General features: G+C 45.9%; 21 protein-coding genes. 12 read left to right on the forward strand and 9 right to left on the reverse strand.

The window, feature by feature from the left end; all coding sequences use genetic code 11:
* Positions 1–199 precede the first annotated feature (199 nt).
* Positions 200–793 (forward strand): Crp/Fnr family transcriptional regulator, encoded by a 594-nt coding sequence (locus DDR33_RS13500; RefSeq protein WP_109416322.1) that lies wholly within the window; start codon positions 200–202, stop codon positions 791–793.
* A gap of 21 nt (positions 794–814) precedes the next feature.
* Here DDR33_RS13500 and DDR33_RS13505 read toward each other — a convergent pair whose 3' ends face one another.
* Entirely contained in the window at positions 815–1681 is an 867-nt protein-coding gene (locus DDR33_RS13505; protein ID WP_109416323.1) for a glycosyltransferase family 10 domain-containing protein, read from the reverse strand.
* Between the two features lie 143 nt (positions 1682–1824).
* Between DDR33_RS13505 and DDR33_RS13510 the strand changes: the two genes are divergently transcribed.
* The gene (locus tag DDR33_RS13510; protein ID WP_109416324.1) at positions 1825–2532 is read left to right on the forward strand and encodes a glycosyltransferase family 2 protein; all 708 of its coding nucleotides are present in this window, start codon (positions 1825–1827) and stop codon (positions 2530–2532) included.
* A gap of 12 nt (positions 2533–2544) precedes the next feature.
* Here the strand turns inward: DDR33_RS13510 and DDR33_RS13515 are convergent, their stop codons facing one another.
* Positions 2545–3258, reverse strand: a complete 714-nt coding sequence (locus DDR33_RS13515; RefSeq protein WP_109416325.1) for a hypothetical protein — start codon at positions 3256–3258, stop codon at positions 2545–2547.
* An 11-nt stretch (positions 3259–3269) separates the two neighbouring features.
* The gene (locus tag DDR33_RS13520) at positions 3270–3854 is read right to left on the reverse strand and encodes a hypothetical protein (protein ID WP_109416326.1); all 585 of its coding nucleotides are present in this window, start codon (positions 3852–3854) and stop codon (positions 3270–3272) included.
* A 221-nt stretch (positions 3855–4075) separates the two neighbouring features.
* On the opposite strand from DDR33_RS13520, the gene DDR33_RS13525 reads away from it, so the two are divergent.
* The 8 genes from DDR33_RS13525 to DDR33_RS13565 all read left to right on the forward strand — a co-directional run bounded on the left by DDR33_RS13525 (position 4076) and on the right by DDR33_RS13565 (position 13065).
* Positions 4076–4330 (forward strand): hypothetical protein, encoded by a 255-nt coding sequence (locus DDR33_RS13525; protein WP_109416327.1) that lies wholly within the window; start codon positions 4076–4078, stop codon positions 4328–4330.
* An 11-nt stretch (positions 4331–4341) separates the two neighbouring features.
* Positions 4342–5004: a glycosyltransferase family 2 protein gene (locus DDR33_RS13530; protein ID WP_109416328.1), complete on the forward strand. Its 663-nt coding sequence runs from the start codon at positions 4342–4344 to the stop codon at positions 5002–5004.
* Positions 5001–5687 (forward strand): glycosyltransferase family 2 protein, encoded by a 687-nt coding sequence (locus DDR33_RS13535; protein WP_109416329.1) that lies wholly within the window; start codon positions 5001–5003, stop codon positions 5685–5687. The genes DDR33_RS13530 and DDR33_RS13535 overlap by 4 nt, the downstream gene beginning before the upstream one ends.
* A 7-nt stretch (positions 5688–5694) precedes the next feature.
* Complete coding sequence (locus DDR33_RS13540; RefSeq protein WP_109416330.1) at positions 5695–6003, forward strand: hypothetical protein; 309 nt, start codon at positions 5695–5697, stop codon at positions 6001–6003.
* A 2813-nt stretch (positions 6004–8816) separates the two neighbouring features.
* Positions 8817–9983 carry a homogentisate 1,2-dioxygenase gene (locus DDR33_RS13550; RefSeq protein ID WP_109416332.1) on the forward strand — a complete coding sequence of 389 codons (1167 nt, stop codon included), beginning with the start codon at positions 8817–8819 and terminating at the stop codon, positions 9981–9983.
* Between the two features lie 54 nt (positions 9984–10037).
* Positions 10038–11174, forward strand: coding sequence for a 4-hydroxyphenylpyruvate dioxygenase (gene hppD / locus DDR33_RS13555; RefSeq protein ID WP_109416333.1), 1137 nt, complete (start codon positions 10038–10040; stop codon positions 11172–11174).
* Between the two features lie 20 nt (positions 11175–11194).
* Positions 11195–12211: a fumarylacetoacetate hydrolase family protein gene (locus tag DDR33_RS13560; RefSeq protein ID WP_109416334.1), complete on the forward strand. Its 1017-nt coding sequence runs from the start codon at positions 11195–11197 to the stop codon at positions 12209–12211.
* Entirely contained in the window at positions 12196–13065 is an 870-nt protein-coding gene (locus DDR33_RS13565) for a flavin reductase family protein (protein WP_109416335.1), read from the forward strand. The genes DDR33_RS13560 and DDR33_RS13565 overlap by 16 nt, the downstream gene beginning before the upstream one ends.
* Here the strand turns inward: DDR33_RS13565 and DDR33_RS13570 are convergent.
* From DDR33_RS13570 to DDR33_RS13585, 3 genes are all read right to left on the reverse strand, one after another.
* The gene (locus tag DDR33_RS13570; protein WP_158280746.1) at positions 13033–13845 is read right to left on the reverse strand and encodes an AraC family transcriptional regulator; all 813 of its coding nucleotides are present in this window, start codon (positions 13843–13845) and stop codon (positions 13033–13035) included. The two genes, DDR33_RS13565 and DDR33_RS13570, sit on opposite strands and share 33 nt — an antisense overlap.
* A gap of 305 nt (positions 13846–14150) precedes the next feature.
* Complete coding sequence (locus DDR33_RS13580; protein WP_109416338.1) at positions 14151–14495, reverse strand: hypothetical protein; 345 nt, start codon at positions 14493–14495, stop codon at positions 14151–14153.
* Between the two features lie 10 nt (positions 14496–14505).
* Positions 14506–15276 carry a class I SAM-dependent methyltransferase gene (locus DDR33_RS13585; protein ID WP_109416339.1) on the reverse strand — a complete coding sequence of 257 codons (771 nt, stop codon included), beginning with the start codon at positions 15274–15276 and terminating at the stop codon, positions 14506–14508.
* 175 nt (positions 15277–15451) lie between these two features.
* On the opposite strand from DDR33_RS13585, the gene DDR33_RS13590 reads away from it, so the two are divergent.
* On the forward strand, positions 15452–15865 hold the full coding sequence (locus tag DDR33_RS13590; protein ID WP_109416340.1) for a MauE/DoxX family redox-associated membrane protein: 414 nt from the start codon (positions 15452–15454) through the stop codon (positions 15863–15865).
* Between the two features lie 6 nt (positions 15866–15871).
* On the opposite strand, the gene DDR33_RS13595 is transcribed toward DDR33_RS13590, so the two are convergent.
* From DDR33_RS13595 to DDR33_RS13605, 3 genes are read right to left on the reverse strand one after another with little or no spacing between them, the layout of a single operon-like run.
* Positions 15872–16537 (reverse strand): CoA transferase subunit B, encoded by a 666-nt coding sequence (locus tag DDR33_RS13595; protein WP_109416341.1) that lies wholly within the window; start codon positions 16535–16537, stop codon positions 15872–15874.
* A complete protein-coding gene (locus DDR33_RS13600) occupies positions 16531–17241 on the reverse strand; it encodes a CoA transferase subunit A (protein ID WP_109416342.1) in 711 nt (236 codons plus the stop codon). Before DDR33_RS13600 ends, DDR33_RS13595 begins: the two co-directional genes overlap by 7 nt.
* A gap of 1 nt (position 17242) precedes the next feature.
* Complete coding sequence (locus DDR33_RS13605; protein WP_109416343.1) at positions 17243–18433, reverse strand: thiolase family protein; 1191 nt, start codon at positions 18431–18433, stop codon at positions 17243–17245.
* Positions 18434–18723: 290 nt separating this feature from the next.
* Between DDR33_RS13605 and rpoN the strand changes: the two genes are divergently transcribed.
* Complete coding sequence (rpoN, locus tag DDR33_RS13610) at positions 18724–20199, forward strand: RNA polymerase factor sigma-54 (RefSeq protein ID WP_109416344.1); 1476 nt, start codon at positions 18724–18726, stop codon at positions 20197–20199.
* The last annotated feature ends 5 nt before the right edge of the window (positions 20200–20204 follow it).

Raw genomic sequence — 20204 nt, forward strand, 5'->3', positions numbered from 1 at the left:
TTGTCTAAATAAAATGTAAATTTACATATCGGAAAACAATTGTGTCAGGGGAGTAAATATAGTGCTTTTTGTGAATTTCCGTATTTTTATTTTCCATTGAAAACTAACTGTCTGACCGGGTTAACACTACAGAGAATAATTTTTTATGTAAAAGAAATATATCCTTGCCAAATACCTGTTACAATTATAGACACATCACATGAAAAATGACCTTTTCATAAGGACTTTGGTTGGAGACCACTATTCAGACAAAGCGTTGAGAGATGAATTTAATGCCTTAATTAAAGAAAAGACATTTAAAAACCGCCAGATCATTCTGAAGCCAGGAGAGGTAGCCAAATACATGTGGCTGATCATTACCGGGTGGACAATGAGTTATGTGGATAAAGCGGATAAGAAGATCCCGTATGTCTTTCATGGGCCGGGAGAGCTTATTATAGAAGTTAAAAGCTTCTTCCGGAAAGCCCCCTCTGACGTAGCTATCCAGGCGATAGAAAAAACAACGCTGTTTTGTATCAGCTATGATGATCTTTTTATGCTTCTGAAGAAATATCCTTATCTCTATGAATCGTTAATTGATAGATTAGAAGATTTAGAAGTGTCGGTACAGGAAAGGTTGATACAGTATCTCTCCCTTTCTGCTGAGGAACGATATGCCGCCCTCCTTGAAGAACGTCCGGAGATTGTTTTAAAAGCGCCGGTGGAATATGTAGCTGCCTACCTGGGGTTCTCAAGAAAAACACTGAACAGGATCAGGGACTCTCATCGCAAAAGCAGGAGAAGATCCCCGTGATACCAATACGGGACCGGCTTATTACTCATTCAGAATGATCTCCTTTAAACGGGTATAGAGGTTGTACTTCGTAAAATAAATTAATTTATTGTTGTCTCTTCCAGCCTTAGGTGCAGGGTGTTTGATGATCTCTTTTATCTGGTCAACAAGATCCGGGGCATCCAGGTCTATCATGCGGTAATATTTTTCATTGTACACCTCTTCAATATTAGGTGCGCCGTTATAGATGGGCACCGTATTGCAGAGTGAGCAATCAAAGAATTTCTCGGTGACGTAATTCTTCTCGTTGGAGTTCTCAATCCCGATGGAGTATTCGTAAGGGAGAAGGCCCGTAAGCTTATAATCCAGTTCCCCTTTATACCGGTCATCCTGGATGCTGAATCCCCGGCCAAATATATCAATGTCCAGGTCGGAACTTAATATCCGCCTCAGGAGCCGCAAACGCTTCCCGTAATTTCCCACTTCGAACCTGAGGGATGACACGATCATAGAGATCTTCCTCTCTTTATGCTGATCTTCCGTATTCCTGAAAAAACTTCGGTCTACGGGATCCTGGTAAAACATCAGGGAAGGCGACTCTATAACATGTTTGCTAAGCTTATATCGATGCAGGTTTTCAAATAAGGCCTGATCGTGAACGATCAGGTGATCACTGTATTTCAAAAACGGATTATTATGGTGCACATCGCTGAATGATGGCTCCTGAACGACGGTGATGATCTTCGCTTTGCCTTTCAGCTTTTCATTTGTCCTGTTAAAGACGACTGCGTAATCATAATCGTCGGCGGTGGTGAAGGCCAGATCATCGTCATCGGCTCCATAATTAGCGATGACCCTTTTCAGAAGATTAACGGACCTGTCGTAATCGGCAAAAAATTTAATTTTCATGTTTTTTCGGTTTATCAGGGATTATTATATCCAAAATTACAGTACCTCTTTTACACTTCCTTATTAGGGGTAATTATGGGTCAAATGACCCTGTTTCAGGGTAGCAGCTGTTTTTATTTTTATACAAAAATCAATTTAAAATCATGGAAAGTAACGAACCTCTTATTTCGTGCATCTGCATAACAAACAGGAGGCCCCTCCTGCTGCAACGCGCGATAGCCTGTTTTGAAAGCCAAACGTACCCAAACCGGGAGCTGGTTGTGTCCTATCCGGCTGATGATGAACAGACCAGGGACTTAATGGAAAAGATCGCACAGATCTCCGACATCAACCTGGTACTGATCGAAAGGGCGGAAACAGAACGGCTGGGGATGGCGCGCAACAATGCGATTAGGTATGCTAATGGAAAGTATGTGTGTATGTGGGACGACGACGACTGGTACCACCAGGACCGGATCCGCTTACAGTATGAAACATTGAAGGATAGTCCGTTTAAGGCTTGTATCCTTTTTAACATCCTCCTCTTTGACGCTCTTAGCGCGGAAGCCTTCCTCTCTCCCTTCCATCTGTGGGAAGGAACGCTGCTGTCGGAAAAAGAGGTCCTGATGGACCAGATGTACCTGGATGTGAATAAAGGCGAAGATACTGCCGTTGTATTTAACCTGCACAAGAACAACCTGCTTTATCACCTGAATGACCAGTCATTCCTCTATGTTTATATCTACCATGGGGAGAACACCTGGCAGGAGAGCCATTTCAACTCTTATTTTATTCAGTCACAACCCCTCGGCAAAGACGTCAGCAAACAGGTGGTGGACCTTACGAACCTTGAGCCCTACAGGTTGTCGTAACAGAAAAAGGGGTTAACCCCTTTTTCTTGTAGCCCAGATAGGATATGGGCTGCCCTCCCTGGAAAAATCGTTAAAGAAAGTTTCATCCGGAATGATCTCCGAGCCATATTGTTTGCGGATCAGGCTAAACACGCTCTGATCGTGCCGGTGCGCAATGAATCTCCTGTCCTGCAGTTTTTCATTTAGTTCGTCAGTGAACAAACTGTCTTTGTCCTCCAGCACATGGAACCAGGTCTCCGCGAGAAAAGATGTATGTCCGCACTTTCTAAGAAAGAAAACGGTTGCCATTAATTGTTCCGACTCTATTACTTCCGCAGGGCTGCTGAAATAAGAAAAGACCTCCTGCTTGGTATATTCTACTTCCCGGTGAGGCAACCTAAAAGCAAGAGAACCTGTCGGTGAGGCACAGATCATCTCGATATATTCCCGAAACCGCTTCTTAGCGTCCTGGTTGATCTCGCATCCGGCATCGCAATACACCAATACATCTCCTTCATGTATGGTATTGAGCATGCGCTTCACCAGGTAGGGCTTCCAGATCCAGTAGCCTCCGCCCCGGTGATAATTTAATATGTGATTGAATTCCCAGCGGAACTCAGGTTCAAGATCGTCCGGACCGAATGCGCGGACCTCGTGAAAAAAACCAGACAAGGAGGCCATTTCGGTCAACCTTTGGATCTGGTTCCGGTAGAGTTCATCTCCATAAGTCATAAAATAGGTTTTCATATCTGCGATTGTTAAAGATCGTGCGGGGATAATGCAAGAATCACCTCAATTTCTTCCTGGTAGAATATTTTCCGGTTCTCAAAAAAAAGTAACTGGTACAAGCTCATCAGCCTCCCGTTTCCCTCTATGACGGTATACGGGCCGGCAACATCTTTAGCCAGCAACGTGATACCCGCCATCTCCACGTGCCCGCCTTTTCTGAAGCTATCCATAATCTGAACGATGCGGGGATTGAGATCAGGATGCTGTGAAACCAGCACAGCACCATACGAAAGGCGGTAAGTGTTGTTGGTCACCTTCGCCAGATCCGGAACCGGCAGCGTACGAAGCAGGTCAAATTCCCGGCGGCTAACATCGAGATTTGCCAGGAAATAAGCGGCATCTTCCGGTATACATTTCACGAGGGACACATGGTGGGTCTTCAGGGTTCCCTCTATCGCTGTTTTTTGCTCTTCCCTGTTATCGCTCCGCAGAAGCGTAAGCCTGTTTTCCAGAGTTTGAATCTCTGCGGATTTCCCTTTCCTTTCAACCTCAATTTCACCCAGGGCCCAACGCTGCATCATCTCATGCTCATCGGATTTACGGATAATTTTCATTTTAGGTTTCTTTTGCTAAACCGAAGTTAGATAAAAAGCAATGACCTAAAATACCTGTGCAGATTTGGGGACATTTGACCCTAAATCATAATGGCAAATGAGACAATCTCAATTGGGACATTTGACCCTGTTGTCCTTCCCTGGCCAGCACTAATTTTACTCTCAGCAAGGGGGAGCCGAAAACCCTGAAAAGAGTAGGGCTAAATAATAAACTGATGATTATGAACGAAGGTCAAAATGCCAAAAGCTATTATGCGTATATATTTGGCAATCCCTGCGATCCGATGAGCTACTACAAAACCAGTATAAAACCGGAGTTCGGTGTAGGAAATATTTTGTGTGCTATTTATGCGACAGGAGCGGGAACCCATCCGGATAAATTTTCAGAAGAACTTGAGGGATATATCGCTGACGCATTAATGTCAGGTATATCACAGCCTCAAACAGGTGAAACTGTCGTATTCATGAGATATTAAACATTAAGAGCATGAGTTTTCCACTGGTTTCCTGTATTATGCCGACTGCTAACAGGCAGAAGTATATTCCCCTGGCAATAAACAACTTTCTACAGCAGGATTATCCGAACAGAGAATTAGTAATCATCGATGACGGTTTGGAGCCGGCAAAAGCACTTATTCCGGATAACCCGGCTATCAGGTATTACTATTCCGCGCCTCTCGGCTCCATTGGAGCGAAACGGAACTATGCATGTGAAATTTCAAAGGGAGAGATCATCGTTCATTGGGACGACGACGACTGGTATGCGGCTGATTGGATCAGCAAAGAGGTTAGTGCTCTGATACAATCAGGAGCCGATATAACGGGACTAAACAAGGTGGCTTTTTACTCTCCGGTTTTAAACAAAAGGTGGCTGTACGAAGATACCGACACAGAACGTCCCTGGATATGTGGTGCCACCATGGCGTATCCAAAAAACTTTTGGTCCACTCATCCCTTTGTAGATCTGCAGGTTGGTGAAGACTATGATTTTGTCTGGAATTCCGGAGCAAAAACTTTTGCGCATGACTATTTTGAGGGTTTTATTGCTTTACTGCATCAGAATAATACCAGTATTAAGCCTGTTGAAAATCCCAAACACAAGAAACATGCAATAGGATGGGTTGAGCCATCAGAAAACGTAAAGGTATGAGTTATCCGTATGTAAGTTGTATTATGCCGACAGCAAACCGCCCATTACATGTTCCTTTTGCTGTGAACTATTTTCTGAATCAGGATTTCAGAGATACCGAACTCATTATTATCGATGACGGCACCGAATCAGTGGCCCATCTTATTCCGGACCACCGACGGATCAAATACTTTTATAGAGGACCGCAGCGCAGCAGCATAGGACAGAAAAGAAACTACGCTTGCTCAATGGCTATAGGCGAACTCATTGTTCACTGGGACGATGATGATTATTACGCTCAAAACTGGATTACAAAAGAAATAGAAGCGATTGAAACTTCAGGCGCTGATATTTGCGGATTAAATGATGTTCTCTTTTTTTCACCGATTAGAAATAAGTTCTGGCGGGTTCATAATCCAAGTACGACGGAGCCGTGGATCGCAGGAGCTACCATGATTTACAAAAGATCCTTCTGGATAAAGTACCCATTCAAAGACCTTCAGATCGGAGAAGACTATGATTTTGCCTGGAATTCAGGAGGAAGTGTATTCGCACATGATTATACCGATGGTTTCATTGCGATCCTTCATAATAAAAATACCACATTAAAACCGTTTGAGAGCCCCGGAGATAAATTGCACGCCTCTCCCTGGATGAATGTAGAGTTTACAGGAAATAAAGCAACAAGTGATTTAACTAAATGAAAGTATTATGCCTTGGTACAAATTTATAGATAACGATCTCGATATCTGCGATCCCGACAGCTACCTTCTAACAGAAGAACCCCGCAATTGCGTAGACGGACAGTACTTACACGCTATTTTCGCAGACCCAATCGCAGATGATCCTCTAAAACGTCCTGATTTAGATAGTACGCCGGGTTTGCTTTTTTACATTATCAGAGCTCTGGCGAAACACGAAGGACAGCCGAAATCGCTTTCTCCGCCTGTTCCGCTTGAAGTTAGGATGTCGGATACTCCCGCCAGGCGAAAGACAGTTGATGAAAAAACAGAAGATTAAGATTCAAATATTAAAGACATCTATTAATGTCTTTTAAGAAATTTTGCTTAACCGGCCGGTACAGGCAAATTGGTTTGATAGTAGCAGGAGGCCGGGTTGACTGCAGCATTCGAACTCTATCTACTAACAAAACAGTCCCATAGCGGGCAAAAAGGGGATGCTGAAAACCTTGAAAAGAGTAAGCAGAAATTAAAGTTTTGTTCTTTTTGATTTATAAAAAGATCGATAGTCATGGCAAGAGCATGGTATTCTTACACAGGCGGGGATGTTAATCAGCCCAACAACTATTTGTACAGTTCAGCAAAACCAAATTGTAGAACGGGATTTAGTTTATGTTCAATTTATTCAGCATACGCAGGCACTCGCCCAGCTACAGTATCTGATAATATAAAGGATTATATTGCAGCTGGCTTGACTACTGGCGTACCTCAACCTACCACTGGTACTTCTTATGTTTACATGAAACCATAATTCATATGTGGTTAACCGGGGGCTGTTGCTCCCGGTTGTTTATAATCTATCTTCATCTTGAAGCGCCTTAAATATTGCAGCGTCAATACCCAAGAACAACTGGATTCTTATTTTTCATATTATCCCACTCTAAAAACCTGTACCTCTGTTTCTAACGGGGAGAAAACATACATAATAGCCGTTAAAACCTAAATCCAGAGATAAAATCAGCGATTGCCTTTTACATTATTAAAGCTTTATTTATTGAGGCATTTGACCGCATCCAACAAAAACAAATAGCTCTAATTTTATTATTGATTTGCAAACGTTTCACATGTATACTAGAAATGATTGCAACTGATAAGCAGGCGAAATGGAAACGTCACTTCCGGTATCTAGCTGGCTGCAGCAGTTTTGACCTCCTATTATTCCAATAACCTGCATTGAAGAAAGGGAAATGTCGAAAACCCTGAAAAGAGTAGGCATTAAAAATTAAAGTTTTTGATCTTTTTTAATGTATAAAAAGATCGATAGTTATGACAAGAGCATGGTATTCTTACATCGGTGGAGATGTAAGTTGGATCGGATCCTATCTTTACTCTCCTTCTAGACCAAATTGCAGGACAGGATTCAACTTATGCGCGATTTATGCTGTTTACAACGGTACCCGCCCAGCTTCTATATCTGAAAATTTAAAGGATTATATTGCAACTGGTTTAAGTACTGGTGTGCCAGAGCCTAGTACGCCTACTGGTACTACTTCTTATGTTTACATGAAACCATAATTCATATTTAGTTCGCCGGGAGCAAATGCTCCCGGTATTTATACTCTATCTTCATCGCAAAGCACCTTGAATATTGTAAGTCCTTACTCAAGAACAACTACATTTTTATTTTTTTATACTGTTCACTACCCGATCAATACTTTTGTTTCTAACCGGGAGAAATCATACATAATAGCCATTAAAACCTAAATCCAGAGATAAGATGGGTGGCGGCCTTTATTTATTGAGGCATTTGACCGCATCCAACAAAAACAAATAGCTCTAATTTTATTATTGATTTGCAAACGTTTTACATGTATACTAGAAATGATTGCAACTGATAAGCAGGTGAAATGGAAACGTCTGTTCGTGTATCCAGCTGACTGCAGCAGTTTTGAACTCCCATTATTCCAATAACCTGCATTGAAGAAAGGGAAATGCCGAAAGCCCAAAAAGAGTAGGCACTAATAATTAAAGTTTTTGATCTTTTTTGATGTACAAAAAGATAAATCGTTATGGCAAGAGCATGGTATTCATACCTGGGAGGAAATCCAGAAGTGCCCGGCAGTTATCGGTATGTGGCTTTTAGACCAAATTGCAGGACAGGATTCAACTTATGCGCAATTTATGCTATTTACGGCGGAACCCGCCCAGCTTCTATATCTGACAATTTAAAGGATTATATCGCAGCTGGTTTAAGTTCGGGTGTACCAGAGCCTAGTACGCCTGCTGGTACTACTTCTTATGTTTACATGAAACCGTAGGCCTCACATCGTTAACCAGGAGCAATTGCTTCTGGTTAACTTATAACACGATTTACTTTTAAAAAGGTTGATGGAGTATTCAATATCTGGTTGACTTCAGCAATCCGAAACTTGAATTTCCATCCGAGATACTATATCAGAAAGGGGGAAGTCGAAAACCCAGAAAAGAGTAGGCGTTAATAATTAAAGTTTTTGATCTTTTTTGATTTATAAAAAAGACGTGAAATTATGGCAAGATGTTGGTATACCTATGTAGGGGGAGATTTTGAGCAACCCTCCAGCTATTTGCGTACGTGTCATAGGCCAAACTGTAGGACAGGATTCAACTTATGCGCAATTTATGCACCAAGTTGTGGAGTTCACCCCGATGAAATATCAGAAAACATAAAGCAATACATAGCAGCGGCCTTGGCAACGGGTGTTCCACAGCCTCAATTTCCCCCACCTGCATATGTTTATATGAAACCATAATTAAATGCGATACACCGGCGGCAAGCCTCCCGGTGTATCGCACTCAGAATAATTCATTTGAATTTATCCTTCAGAAAACTACACCGAGAAAATCCGCCTCCCACCTACAACACCCAATTCCCTCCCTAAAGTACCCTAAAAACTCCCCTTCCCTATCTCACAACTCCCTAACTTTGTCCTCCATGAACAAGCGCCCGCAACTTCACTTTCACAACATTCCTCAGGCAGCCGAGACATTGGCAGCCTATCACTCGGCGCTTATTTCAAAAGTGATCATGGCCCAGTATTCTTCCGAATCATTTTGATCCTTGCCCGGGGCAGCACCATTACATCAATTTCAAACTAACTATACATCTAATACGATATGCCTGTTTATTATACCCAGGGAGAAATCCCGCTAAAACGGCACACTATCTTCAGAAAACCCAATGGGGGGCTGTTTGCAGAAGAGCTGGTATCCACTGAAGGCTTTTCCAGTATGTATTCACTGATCTACCACTGCCATCCTCCCACGCTTGTCAAATCTGTCGGCGATTCCTGGTCTGTGGCGCCTGAAATAGCTACAGAAAACAGGCTGAGACATACAAGCCTGATTGGATTCAACACTCCACCTGAAGATGATTATCTTCAAAGCCGGAAACCGGTGCTGGTCAATTCGGATCTGGCGATTTCACTTGCGGCACCCAGGTTGTCTATGGAAGATTATTTTTTCAAAAACAGCCAGGCGGACGAGATCATTTTCATCCATGAAGGGAAGGGAATCCTTAAAACAGGTTATGGCAACATCCCCTTCCAGTACGGCGATTACCTGGTAGTTCCCAGGGGCACCATTTACCAGCTCCAATTTCAGAATACGGACAACCGACTGTTCATTATTGAAAGCTACAGCCCGGTAAGAAGTCCAAAGCGCTACCGGAACGAATGGGGGCAGCTGCAGGAACACGCTCCCTATTGCGAACGGGATATCAGGAAACCGGAAAGCATGCAGACCTTTGATGAAGAGGGAGAATTTAAAGTACTGATAAAAAAGGAGAACCGCATTTACCCTTATATCCTCGGTACGCATCCTTTTGATTTTATCGGCTGGGACGGCTATCACTATCCGTGGGCATTGTCTATCTACGATTTTGAACCGATAACAGGTCGCCTCCACATGCCGCCGCCGGTACACCAAACATTCGAAGCACACAACTTCGTCGTCTGCTCTTTTGTACCACGAAAGTATGATTACCATCCTATGGCCATCCCGGCCCCATATAATCACAGCAATGTCGACAGTGACGAAGTCCTGTACTACGTCGACGGGGACTTTATGAGCCGGAAGAATGTAGCACGCGGCCAAATTACGCTTCACCCGGCGGGGATCCCCCACGGACCGCATCCCGGTACAGTGGAAAAAGCGATAGGCAAAGAGAAAACTGAAGAACTGGCGGTGATGATTGATCCCTTCAGGCCTCTTATGTTAACGAAATATGCCCTGAGCATAGAAGACCGGGATTACTACAAAAGCTGGTTAAATGATAGCCTCTAAGGGCTCTATTAAAAATTAACAGATTATCATCCATTAAACAAACTACTCATACCCATGACAAATGAATCCTTAACATTTGCGGAAAAGATCTCTAAGGCGGCCGACTTTCTGCCGATCCTTGGAACAGATTACATTGAACTCTATGTTGGCAATGCCAAACAGGCAGCTCACTACTATAAAACGGCTTTTGGCTTCCGTTCCCTCGCCTATTCGGGCCCGGAAACGGGACAACGCGACCGTGCCTCCTATGTTCTTCAGCAGGGAAAGATCAGGCTGGTGCTTACGACCGCCCTGCGCTCAGGACATCCAATCAGCGGACATGTTCGCAGACACGGTGACGGCGTAAAGGTGATCGCGTTGTGGGTACTCGACGCCGTGCAGGCATTTGAAGAGACGGTTAAGCGCGGGGCCACTCCCTATATGCAGCCCCTCACCACATCAGACGAATGGGGGGAACTCACCATGTCGGGCATCGTCACCTATGGTGAAACGGTACATATGTTTATAGACCGGAAACAATACCGCGGAATCTTTATGCCGGGTTATACTCCCTGGAAATGTGATTATAATCCGGAAGAAGCCGGCTTGCTTTATATCGATCACTGCGTGGGAAATGTTGGCTGGAACAGGATGAATGAAGTGGTAAAATGGTATGAAGAGGTGATGGGATTTGTCAATATCCTTTCCTTCGATGATAAACAGATCAACACGGAATACTCTGCACTGATGAGCAAAGTGATGAGCAATGGTAATGGCTATGTTAAATTCCCCGTGAATGAACCGGCCGAAGGCAAGAAGAAATCACAGATTGAAGAATACCTGGAGTTTTACGAGGGGGAAGGAGTTCAGCACATTGCCGTAGCTACCAGCAATATCGTCAAAACGGTCAGGCAGATGAGGGCTCACGGAGTCGAATTCCTGAGTGCTCCGCCCAATGCCTATTACGACATGATCCCAAACCGTATCGGGGAAATAGATGAGGAACTGGAGCAACTGAAAGAATTAGGGATCCTGATTGACCGGGATGAAGAAGGTTATCTTCTCCAGATTTTTACCAAACCGGTAGAAGACCGGCCGACATTATTTTTCGAAATTATTCAGAGAAAAGGAGCCAAAAGCTTCGGTGCCGGAAACTTTAAAGCACTGTTTGAATCGCTTGAGCGGGAGCAAATGCTGCGGGGAAATCTCTGAAAGGAAGAACTGATGCGATTATGAAACTGGTTTCCTATAAACACAAAGAAAAAGAGAGCCTTGGAATCATCGTGAATGGCTCTCTCTATGATCTTCATGGCTGCGATCCGCTGATACCCCAAACTATGTTCCAATTCCTTAACAACAGCGGACCGGTCATGATGCCGCTTGCGGGGAAGGTGCAAAAAGCCATTACCGCAAGCGGGATGGAAGCATACCGGGTGGATCAGTTTAACCTGATGGCACCAGTGCCGCGGCCTTCTTCTTGTCGCGACGCGTATGCTTTCCGTCAGCATGTCGCCTCAGCCCGCCGGAACCGCGGGCTTGGCATGCTTCCTGAGTTCGACCAATACCCGGTATTCTATTTTACGAACCATCACTCTGTAACAGGTCCCGGACCGGTTGAGTGTATGCCCGACCATTTTGAGCAACTCGACTTCGAGCTGGAAGTGGCGGTGGTGATCGGTAAGGCAGGGAAGAATATCAGGGCTGAAGAAGCCGACGACTATATTGCCGGGTACATGATCATGAATGATCTGAGTGCGAGAACGCTGCAAATGGAAGAAATGCTGCTGAGCCTGGGGCCGGCAAAGGGCAAGGATTTCGCTACGGCTACAGGCCCCTGGCTGGTCACTCCGGACGAGCTTGAGCCTTACCTCATAGCGCCGCAGGAGGGGCACACCGGTCGGTCGTACGCACTTGATATGGTCTGCCGGGTGAATGGTCATGAGGTGTCCAGGGGTAATACCCGCGATATGAACTGGACCTTCGCAGAAATTATTGAGAGGTGTGCTTATGGGACGGAGATCTTTCCCGGCGATATCATTGGTTCGGGGACCGTTGGAACAGGTTGTTTCCTGGAGCTGAACGGAACAGCAAAGCTGAAAGATCCGGCTTATCAGCCGGTTTGGCTTAAAGAAGGTGATGTAGTGGAAATGGAAATCACCGGGCTGGGGATCCTGCAAAATACCATTACACGATCGGGTTCTGATTTTTCAATATTGAAAAGAAAGAAGGCTCCATGCGAAGTATCCTGACCGATGAGCTTTCTCCCCTGGAACTGCAGCTTTGCCTGCAGTCTGCCATTGCACCCAGGCCCATTTGTCTGGCTTCAACCATCGATAGTGACGGCAATGTGAATCTCAGCCCTTTCAGCTTCTTTAACTTATTCAGCACGAATCCGCCTTTATGTATTTTTTCGCCGTCCAGGCGGATGCGCGACAATTCCACAAAACACACACTGGAAAATCTTTTTGAGATACCTGAATGCGTGGTTAACCTGGTCTCCTATGAAATGGCAGCTCAAACTTCCCTCGCGAGCTGCGACTTCCCAAGGGGTGTGAACGAATTTGTGAAAGCAGGCTTCACGCCCCTTCCTTCCCTGCTGGTTAAACCGCCGCGTGTGGCCGGGTCGCCAGTCCAACTGGAATGCGGGATAACACAGATCATTCCGCTTGGCCAGGGGCCGGGAGCCGGGAACCTGGTACTGGCAGAAATAAAAATGATCCATATCCGGGAGGAGCTGATCCAAAGTGACGGAACTATCGACCAGGTAAAAATGGGGCTGATTGCCAGGATGGGAGGCGACCTGTATTGCAGGGTGACGGAAGAGAACGTATTCCGGCTGCCAAAACCACTTCATCATGCTGCGATTGGAATAGACTCACTGCCGTTATGGATACGCACCTGCGGACATTTCAATGGAAATGAACTCGCAAGACTGTCGAACGCCGGCAGTCTGCCGGGGGAGGAAGAACTGGAGAACTTCAGAAAATTATACCCAGCGGGCTCACAAATGAGAGACGCTATGATCCTGCATGCGAAGGAACTCCTGGCCGGGAATGAAAATGAAGCAGCTTTAAAAGTGCTGCTCTGCTGTCCTGCACCGTGAGGACTCAAAGCCGTCTCTTCTAAACTCAACCGGCGAATAGCCGGTCATTTTCCTGAATAAGCGGCAGAAGTAAGACGGATCAGCAAAGCCAAGATTGAAGGAAATCTCTTTAACGCTCAACCCCGTAGTAAGAAGCAGGGCCTTACTCTCGATGAGAATACGGTCGCGGATCAGCTCGTATACTGTTTTCCCTAATGCCTCGGTACTGGCTTTATTCAGTTTGCGAATATCTGCATGAAGCGCCCTGCAATAAAAGTGATGATCTTTATGTTCCCGGTAATGCTGCTCGATTAAAACCTTCAGCTGTCTGACGAGCTCGGACTGCCCTGTGTGCGGCCTGGTTTGCTGTTGTTTGTGCAGCCTGTTGGCCTGCAGAAGCATAATAGTGATGTAATACTCCAGGATCCGGCTTTTCTGGTAATGCCTCAGCTCACCGGAAAGCAGCAGAGCCAGGGCCTCAAAAGATTCCATGGTGTAATGATCCAGATCGACATACGGAGCGTCGTTGAAGTAATCCAGGATGCCTGACTGTTCCTGATTAGCATTATGGTTCAGGAAGCTCCTGAAATAATTTTCTTCGAACAATACTACCCAGGCCCTGTCCGGATATTTCTCCACCTGGTGAACCTGGCCCTGCTGTACAAAGAATACCCGCCCCGGCATTAGTTCGTATTTCCTGAAGTCGATAAAATGGACGCCTGCGCCTTCGGTTACCCAGAAAATCATATAAAAATCATGACGATGGGGCTGAAGCGAAGGGGCGTGAAAAAAATGGTCCATATGAAACACCTGAATAGGGCCGTCCCCCAAAATAGGCTGAAATGGTAGTGGATGCTGGTTAGTCATAAGTTATCCTTCAGCAAATCAACATAAAGTTAACATTATCTTCTCTTTCATAGGTACTGGTTTGAGACCATATAAGTTCAAAAATAACATCGTAAGGGGAAAAGAGATAGCACTGCTGTACAGAAGTATGGTACTTCAGGATCACCCGATACGGGTATGTGAAAAACGCTCCGGAATCCGGAGCGCCCACCTCATTTCCTGACGGAAACGTGCCCTTGCAAGACAATATTAAACCAGCATTAACTGTAATGCTTCATATAAACATATTTTTTTGCTCCTGCCGGTACCTGCGGTTGTGGCAAGCCCGTTTCCAGTCCATCTGCTATGTAAAAGATCAGGTTATCGGACAGAGATGGTAAACCACTGTGATAATCTGCATAGATGCTGCAGATATTATACCCCTCCCTGCATCCCGGCCTGCAGGGAGAATACACGTAACTTGAAGCTTCAAATGGATCACCTTCTATATAATAATACCAGGCTCTTGACATTTCATTGAGGGTTGACAGATTTATACTTTGCCGGGGTTTGAGTTTACGGCGGTTAATAAAAGAAGAAATCATGACCGGCAGTCTACCGGTCATGACAGAGATATTACGAATAGGATAACTCGAGAAGTACGGAACCCGGAAATGAATTTCTCCCCGGACTGCTATCCGTAAGGACCCTTCCTTCAAGGCCAAGGAGGGAGGCCAGAAACAGAAGGTTTTCTGCACTGTACATGTGTTCCTGAGAAATGAATTCCCTGATTCGCGTACTTCCTGATGAACTGATAATTAACTGTACGGGGACATCCGCAGTGAAACTGTACGGGTCCCAGCGGATGGGTCCGCCCGGCCAGGCGTACTTAATTACTTCATCGCCCGAGTTATCAAGCTCTTCCATCCGAATCCCTGGGGCAGACAGGCGATCCATCAGCAACGCCACATTCTGGGTTTCGACGAATATACGCCCCCCCGGATTCAATATGCTCTTTAAATTAATGATCAGATTATATGCATCGTGCATGCTCAGATTACTGAATCCGTGATATAAACAAAGAATGCAATCAAACATCGTTTTCCCCCTGCATTCCGATATAGCGCCGGGCAAGTCCCCCAGTATATATTGTGCAGGTTCGGAAAAGCCGCCTTCGATGGCCAGAGGCTTCATCTCTTTGCTGTTATCGATTGCCCATGCATCGATGCCCCATTTCTGGGCTTCGATGGCGTGCAGAGCCTGCCCTGCAAAAAGCTCAAGCAAAGAACTGCAGGGATGCTCCGGCGGAAACTGCTTCAGCAGAAAGTCTACCTGTGCGCTAAAGTCGCGGTCATTGGTGATCTGTGAATAGTAATAAGCCGAGTCCCTGTAAATCGTATGTTCCATTGGTTGTTTTGCTCTGATTGATAAGGCTAAATTAGGGACAGGGAAGACCCGCCGGGAGGGTCAAATGTCCCAATAAAAAAATGGAATATTAAGCGCGGAAATGGTAATTGGGGTCATCTGACCCTATCCTTCAGATGCCATAGCTTCTAAATTAGTATCAATAAATCCGTTTGTTATGATACTTACCATTTTGACCTACATTATCATCGGCCTGTTTGTTTTACTCTGGGCCCATACGGGAATACCCAAATTATTTAACATTGCCCGTTTCAGAAAGACATTGAAAACGCAATATATGCCTGCGTGGTTAAAGCCCATGTTCGCATGGTTGATCCCGCTTTCGGAAACCGCGGCCACGATCCTGCTTCTACTGCCATCTACCGCACTGATCGGCATGTATTTATCCCTGGCACTGATAGGTGTGTTCACGATTTATGTAGGTGGGATATATTTTAACATGTACGACAAGTATCCTTGCCCCTGCGGCGGTATTTTTACCAAAATGGGATGGAAAAAGCATTTCAAGGTAAATATTATGCTTACCCTTACCGCGGCGATCGGGATACTTTTGATGGAACTTGGATATTGAGTCCTTTTAACTTCCGGGAAGCACTAATTCGGGCACCTCTGCCTCTGCAAACAGCGGGGCTGCGGTAGCGTTTCTTATTTCTTCAACACTGACTCCGGGCGCCCGTTCAAGCAGCTCAAAGCCTCCGCCTTCCATTATCCCGATTACTGCAAGTTCCGTCACGATCTTCTTCACACACCCTTTCCCGGTCAGGGGAAGGGTGCACGATCTTAAAAGTTTGGATTTGCCTGACTTGTCGGTATGCTGCATGGCGACTATAATATTTTTTGCTGAAGCAACAAGGTCCATTGCCCCTCCCATTCCTTTAACCCTTTTGCCGGGCACCTTCCAATTGGCGATATCCCCATTTTCTGAAACCTCCATTGCACCGAGAATGGTCAGATCGATATGCCCTCCCCTGATCATGGCAAAACTATCCGCCGAGCTGAAGAGTGAAGCCCCCGGCAGCATGGAAATGGTTTGCTTTCCCGCATTGATGAGATCTGCATCCAGCTCCTCTTCATAGGGTGATGGCCCGATACCTAAAAGGCCGTTCTCTGACTGGAGCATTACATGAATGCCATTCGGAATGTAGTTGGCGACAAGCGTGGGAATCCCGATTCCCAGGTTGACGTACCACCCGTCTCTGAGTTCCTGCGCAATGCGCATGGCTATCTGGTCTTTATTCAGCATAAGGAAGCTTTTGTACGGATAATCCGTTGTTCTACCGGTTTTTCATATTGAGCGCCCCGGAAAATATGCTGCACATAAATTCCGGGAGTATGCACATGGCCCGGATCCAGTTCACCGGTCTCCACCAGTATCTCCACCTCGGCGATCGTGATCTTCCCGGCAGCGGCCATCATCGGATTAAAGTTGCGTGCAGTCCCTTTGTAAACAAGGTTACCTGAACGATCTCCTTTCCAGGCCTTGATAAAGGCATAGTCCGCCCTGAGCCAGCTTTCGAGCAAATACTCTTTCCCGTCAAAGACCCTGGTTTCTTTTCCCTGCGCCACCTCAGTTCCCGCGCCCGCAGGTGTGAAAAACGCCGGAATACCGGCCCCGCCTGCCCTGATACGTTCGGCAAGTGTGCCCTGGGGTATCAGCTCGACTTCCAGCTCGCCCAGCAGCATTTGTCTTTCAAATTCCTGGTTTTCGCCTACATAGGAAGATATCATCTTTTTCACCTGCTTGTTCTTCAGCAGCAAACCTATTCCGAACTCGTCGGTACCGGCGTTGTTGGAGATACAAGTCAGCTCCCTGACCCCTTTCTTTAACAAAGCTGTAATACTGTTTTCGGGAATGCCGCAGAGGCCGAAACCGCCCAGCATCAAAACTGCGCCGTGGGGTACAGAAGCAACCGCTTCTTCAGCCCCTCCAATTACTTTATTAATCATTTCAGTAGTCTGTTTGCAGATTTTCGATGATCATGGCGCTTGCTCCCCCGCCGCCATTGCAGATAGCTGCCAGACCATATCTGCCCTTACAAGCACGCAGAACAGATATGAGCGTACACAAAATCCGGGCACCGGAGGCTCCAAGAGGATGTCCGATGGACACTGCGCCTCCAAATAAATTAAGCTTGCTTACCGGAATCTGCATCTCCATACAAAACACCAGCGGAACGATGGCAAAAGCTTCGTTTATCTCGAAAACATCAATGTCGGCTGTTGTTAAACCGGCGCGGCCGAGCGCTTTCCTGGCGGCATGAGCGGGACTGCTGATAAAATGTTCCGGCTCCTGTTCTGCCTCGGCATAGGCCAGGATCCGGGCCAGAGGGCGCAGGCCTTTTCCGGTAGCGTAATCGGGGGAAGCGAGGACGAGGGCGGCTGCACCATCGCTGAGAGGACTTGAACTGGCGGCTGTGAGGCAACCGTCCTTAGAGAAAGCAGGGCGCAGCCTTCGCAATTTCTCAAAGTTCATCCTCCGGAACTCTTCATCCTCATGTACAGTCCTGCTCTCTCCTTTACCGGATTCTACTTTCACCGGTATGATTTCCTCCGTAAACATCCCACTCTCCCAGGCGTTCGAACACCGCTGATAAGAGTGCTCCGTATAATCATCTGCATCTTTCCGGCTGATGTCATACCGGACTGCCATCTGATCTCCATAGACTCCCATGCTTTCCTGGCTGAATGCATCTGTCAGCCCATCTCTGCTTATTCCGTCAACCAGGCTTTTATTACCGTATCCAAGTCCACGCCTGACTCCCGGAATATAAAAAGGGACTTGCGACATACTCTCCATCCCTCCGGCCAGCCCGGCGGAAATTTCACCCAGCCGGATATCCTGGGAGATCATACTTACAGCCTTCATGCCCGAAGAACACACTTTATTTACGGTAGTGGCACAGATACCAGCAGGGAGTCCGGCAAACATAGCAGCCTGCCGGGCCGGATTCTGTCCAAGGTTAGCTGACAGCACGTTTCCCATGACTACAGCCCCGAACCCCGACAGCTTATTCCGGGATTTTTTCACAGCTCCGCTAATAGCAAAAGCACCTAATTCGACCGCGCTCAACGCGGATAAAGCACCTCCGTAACTCCCAAGCGGAGTGCGGCATGCAGATAGAATCCATACATCATTCATATATTATCAGGTACTTTCTGTTGCAGCAATTAAAAACTGCGTTTCCATAGTATGAAAACGCAGATTAATCAAAAATTCAGAACGCTAAGACTTATCGATGTCAGTCTTAACTGGTTAATTTAGATTTTCAAATATAGAACCTTCGTTCCTGCCACGATAGCACGGCCGCTCTAAAGTATGGTACTATTGGCCAGGTCAAACCTCCTTCTGTTATTTGTGTTACATACTAAAGTTTGAAAAAGGGAAAATTCGCCATATAGATTATAATCCGTAATTTTGGCACAATATTTATGTTAAAACAAAACTTACAACAGAAGCTCCTTCAAAAGCTGTCTCCTCAGCAGATTCAGTTCATTAAACTATTGCAGGTTCCTACAGTAGCCTTAGATGCCCGTATTAAGGAAGAGCTGGAGGAAAATCCTGCTCTGGAAGATCTTAGCCTGGCAAATCTGAACGAACCGGCCGATCAGTATCCCGATAAGGATCCCGATGAAACTACTTACGACAACGAGGAAAGCAGCGAAGAGCCTGACGAATTTAACATAGAAGATTATCTGCAGGAAGATAACGTGAACGATTACGGTTCGAGGTACGACCAGAACGGGGATGATGAAGAAGACCGGAAAGAAATTCCTATTGCTGTTCAGAGTTCGTTCTACGAAAATCTGCAGGAGCAGTTAGATCTCATTCCTCTGCCGGATAAAGACTTCCAGATCGGCCAGCAAATCATTGGCAGCCTTGACGATGACGGCTATCTGCGCCGTTCGATCACCTCTTTAATAGATGACCTGGCCTTCTCACAAAATATCTCCGCTGAAGAAGAAGAAGTGGAAGAAATGCTGAAGGTTATTCAGACATTTGAACCGGCAGGTGTAGGCGCCCGCGATCTGCAGGAGTGCCTGCTGATACAGTTAAGAAAGAAAGATCTGAACAACCCGGTTATTGTGAAAGCCATAAGGGTTGTTGAGCATTACCTGGAAGAGTTCACAAGGAAACACTATGATAAGCTTGAAAAATCGCTGAACGTGAGTTCTGAAGAACTGAGAGATATAGTGAATGAAATCCTGAAACTGAATCCCAAACCTGGTGATTCGAGCGAGGTCAACACCAAACAGCTTCAGGTCATTCCCGATTTTCATATCTCCAATAACGACGGAACGCTTGTGCTGACCCTTAATGCGCAGAACGCGCCCGAACTGAAAGTAAGCCGTTCTTACCAGGAAATGTTCGAGCACTACGACAAGGCTGCACAGAAAGATAAGAAGCTAAAAGAGGCTGTACAGTTTGTAAAACAGAAACTGGATTCGGCAAAGTGGTTTATCGACGCCATCAAGCAAAGACAGCAGACACTGCTTAAAACGATGAATGCTATTATGCATTATCAATACGACTACTTCCTGACAGGCGACGAACGTAACCTTCGGCCTATGATCCTGAAGGACATAGCCGACAAGATAGGCATGGACATCTCCACTGTTTCCCGCGTTGCCAACTCCAAATATGTACAGACCGAATTCGGTACTTTCCTTCTGAAATCCTTCTTCTCGGAAGCCATCCAAACCGAAAGCGGTGAGGAAGTATCCAACAAAGAAGTCAAGAAAATCCTCGAAGAGTGTATCGGCAAAGAAGATAAACGCCATCCGCTTGCAGACGAAAAACTGGCTGAAATCCTTAAAGAAAAGGGCTATAACATCGCCCGCCGCACAGTTGCCAAATACCGCGAAGCGATGAACATACCAGTGGCGAGACTGAGGAAAGAACTGTAGGGGGG

Source organism: Pararcticibacter amylolyticus, from assembly GCF_003130405.1.
Lineage (GTDB): Bacteria > Bacteroidota > Bacteroidia > Sphingobacteriales > Sphingobacteriaceae > Arcticibacter > Arcticibacter amylolyticus.

What these genes read in the sequence shown, in the direction of transcription:
- DDR33_RS13500 (WP_109416322.1), top strand. Translation starts at nt 200, where the DNA reads ATGAAAAATGACCTTTTCATAAGGACTTTGGTTGGAGACCACTATTCA.
- DDR33_RS13505 (WP_109416323.1), bottom strand. Translation starts at nt 1,681, where the DNA reads ATGAAAATTAAATTTTTTGCCGATTACGACAGGTCCGTTAATCTTCTG.
- DDR33_RS13510 (WP_109416324.1), top strand. Translation starts at nt 1,825, where the DNA reads ATGGAAAGTAACGAACCTCTTATTTCGTGCATCTGCATAACAAACAGG.
- DDR33_RS13515 (WP_109416325.1), bottom strand. Translation starts at nt 3,258, where the DNA reads ATGAAAACCTATTTTATGACTTATGGAGATGAACTCTACCGGAACCAG.
- DDR33_RS13520 (WP_109416326.1), bottom strand. Translation starts at nt 3,854, where the DNA reads ATGAAAATTATCCGTAAATCCGATGAGCATGAGATGATGCAGCGTTGG.
- DDR33_RS13525 (WP_109416327.1), top strand. Translation starts at nt 4,076, where the DNA reads ATGAACGAAGGTCAAAATGCCAAAAGCTATTATGCGTATATATTTGGC.
- DDR33_RS13530 (WP_109416328.1), top strand. Translation starts at nt 4,342, where the DNA reads ATGAGTTTTCCACTGGTTTCCTGTATTATGCCGACTGCTAACAGGCAG.
- DDR33_RS13535 (WP_109416329.1), top strand. Translation starts at nt 5,001, where the DNA reads ATGAGTTATCCGTATGTAAGTTGTATTATGCCGACAGCAAACCGCCCA.
- DDR33_RS13540 (WP_109416330.1), top strand. Translation starts at nt 5,695, where the DNA reads ATGCCTTGGTACAAATTTATAGATAACGATCTCGATATCTGCGATCCC.
- DDR33_RS13550 (WP_109416332.1), top strand. Translation starts at nt 8,817, where the DNA reads ATGCCTGTTTATTATACCCAGGGAGAAATCCCGCTAAAACGGCACACT.
- hppD (WP_109416333.1), top strand. Translation starts at nt 10,038, where the DNA reads ATGACAAATGAATCCTTAACATTTGCGGAAAAGATCTCTAAGGCGGCC.
- DDR33_RS13560 (WP_109416334.1), top strand. Translation starts at nt 11,195, where the DNA reads ATGAAACTGGTTTCCTATAAACACAAAGAAAAAGAGAGCCTTGGAATC.
- DDR33_RS13565 (WP_109416335.1), top strand. Translation starts at nt 12,196, where the DNA reads ATGCGAAGTATCCTGACCGATGAGCTTTCTCCCCTGGAACTGCAGCTT.
- DDR33_RS13570 (WP_158280746.1), bottom strand. Translation starts at nt 13,845, where the DNA reads ATGGACCATTTTTTTCACGCCCCTTCGCTTCAGCCCCATCGTCATGAT.
- DDR33_RS13580 (WP_109416338.1), bottom strand. Translation starts at nt 14,495, where the DNA reads ATGACCGGTAGACTGCCGGTCATGATTTCTTCTTTTATTAACCGCCGT.
- DDR33_RS13585 (WP_109416339.1), bottom strand. Translation starts at nt 15,276, where the DNA reads ATGGAACATACGATTTACAGGGACTCGGCTTATTACTATTCACAGATC.
- DDR33_RS13590 (WP_109416340.1), top strand. Translation starts at nt 15,452, where the DNA reads ATGATACTTACCATTTTGACCTACATTATCATCGGCCTGTTTGTTTTA.
- DDR33_RS13595 (WP_109416341.1), bottom strand. Translation starts at nt 16,537, where the DNA reads ATGCTGAATAAAGACCAGATAGCCATGCGCATTGCGCAGGAACTCAGA.
- DDR33_RS13600 (WP_109416342.1), bottom strand. Translation starts at nt 17,241, where the DNA reads ATGATTAATAAAGTAATTGGAGGGGCTGAAGAAGCGGTTGCTTCTGTA.
- DDR33_RS13605 (WP_109416343.1), bottom strand. Translation starts at nt 18,433, where the DNA reads ATGAATGATGTATGGATTCTATCTGCATGCCGCACTCCGCTTGGGAGT.
- rpoN (WP_109416344.1), top strand. Translation starts at nt 18,724, where the DNA reads ATGTTAAAACAAAACTTACAACAGAAGCTCCTTCAAAAGCTGTCTCCT.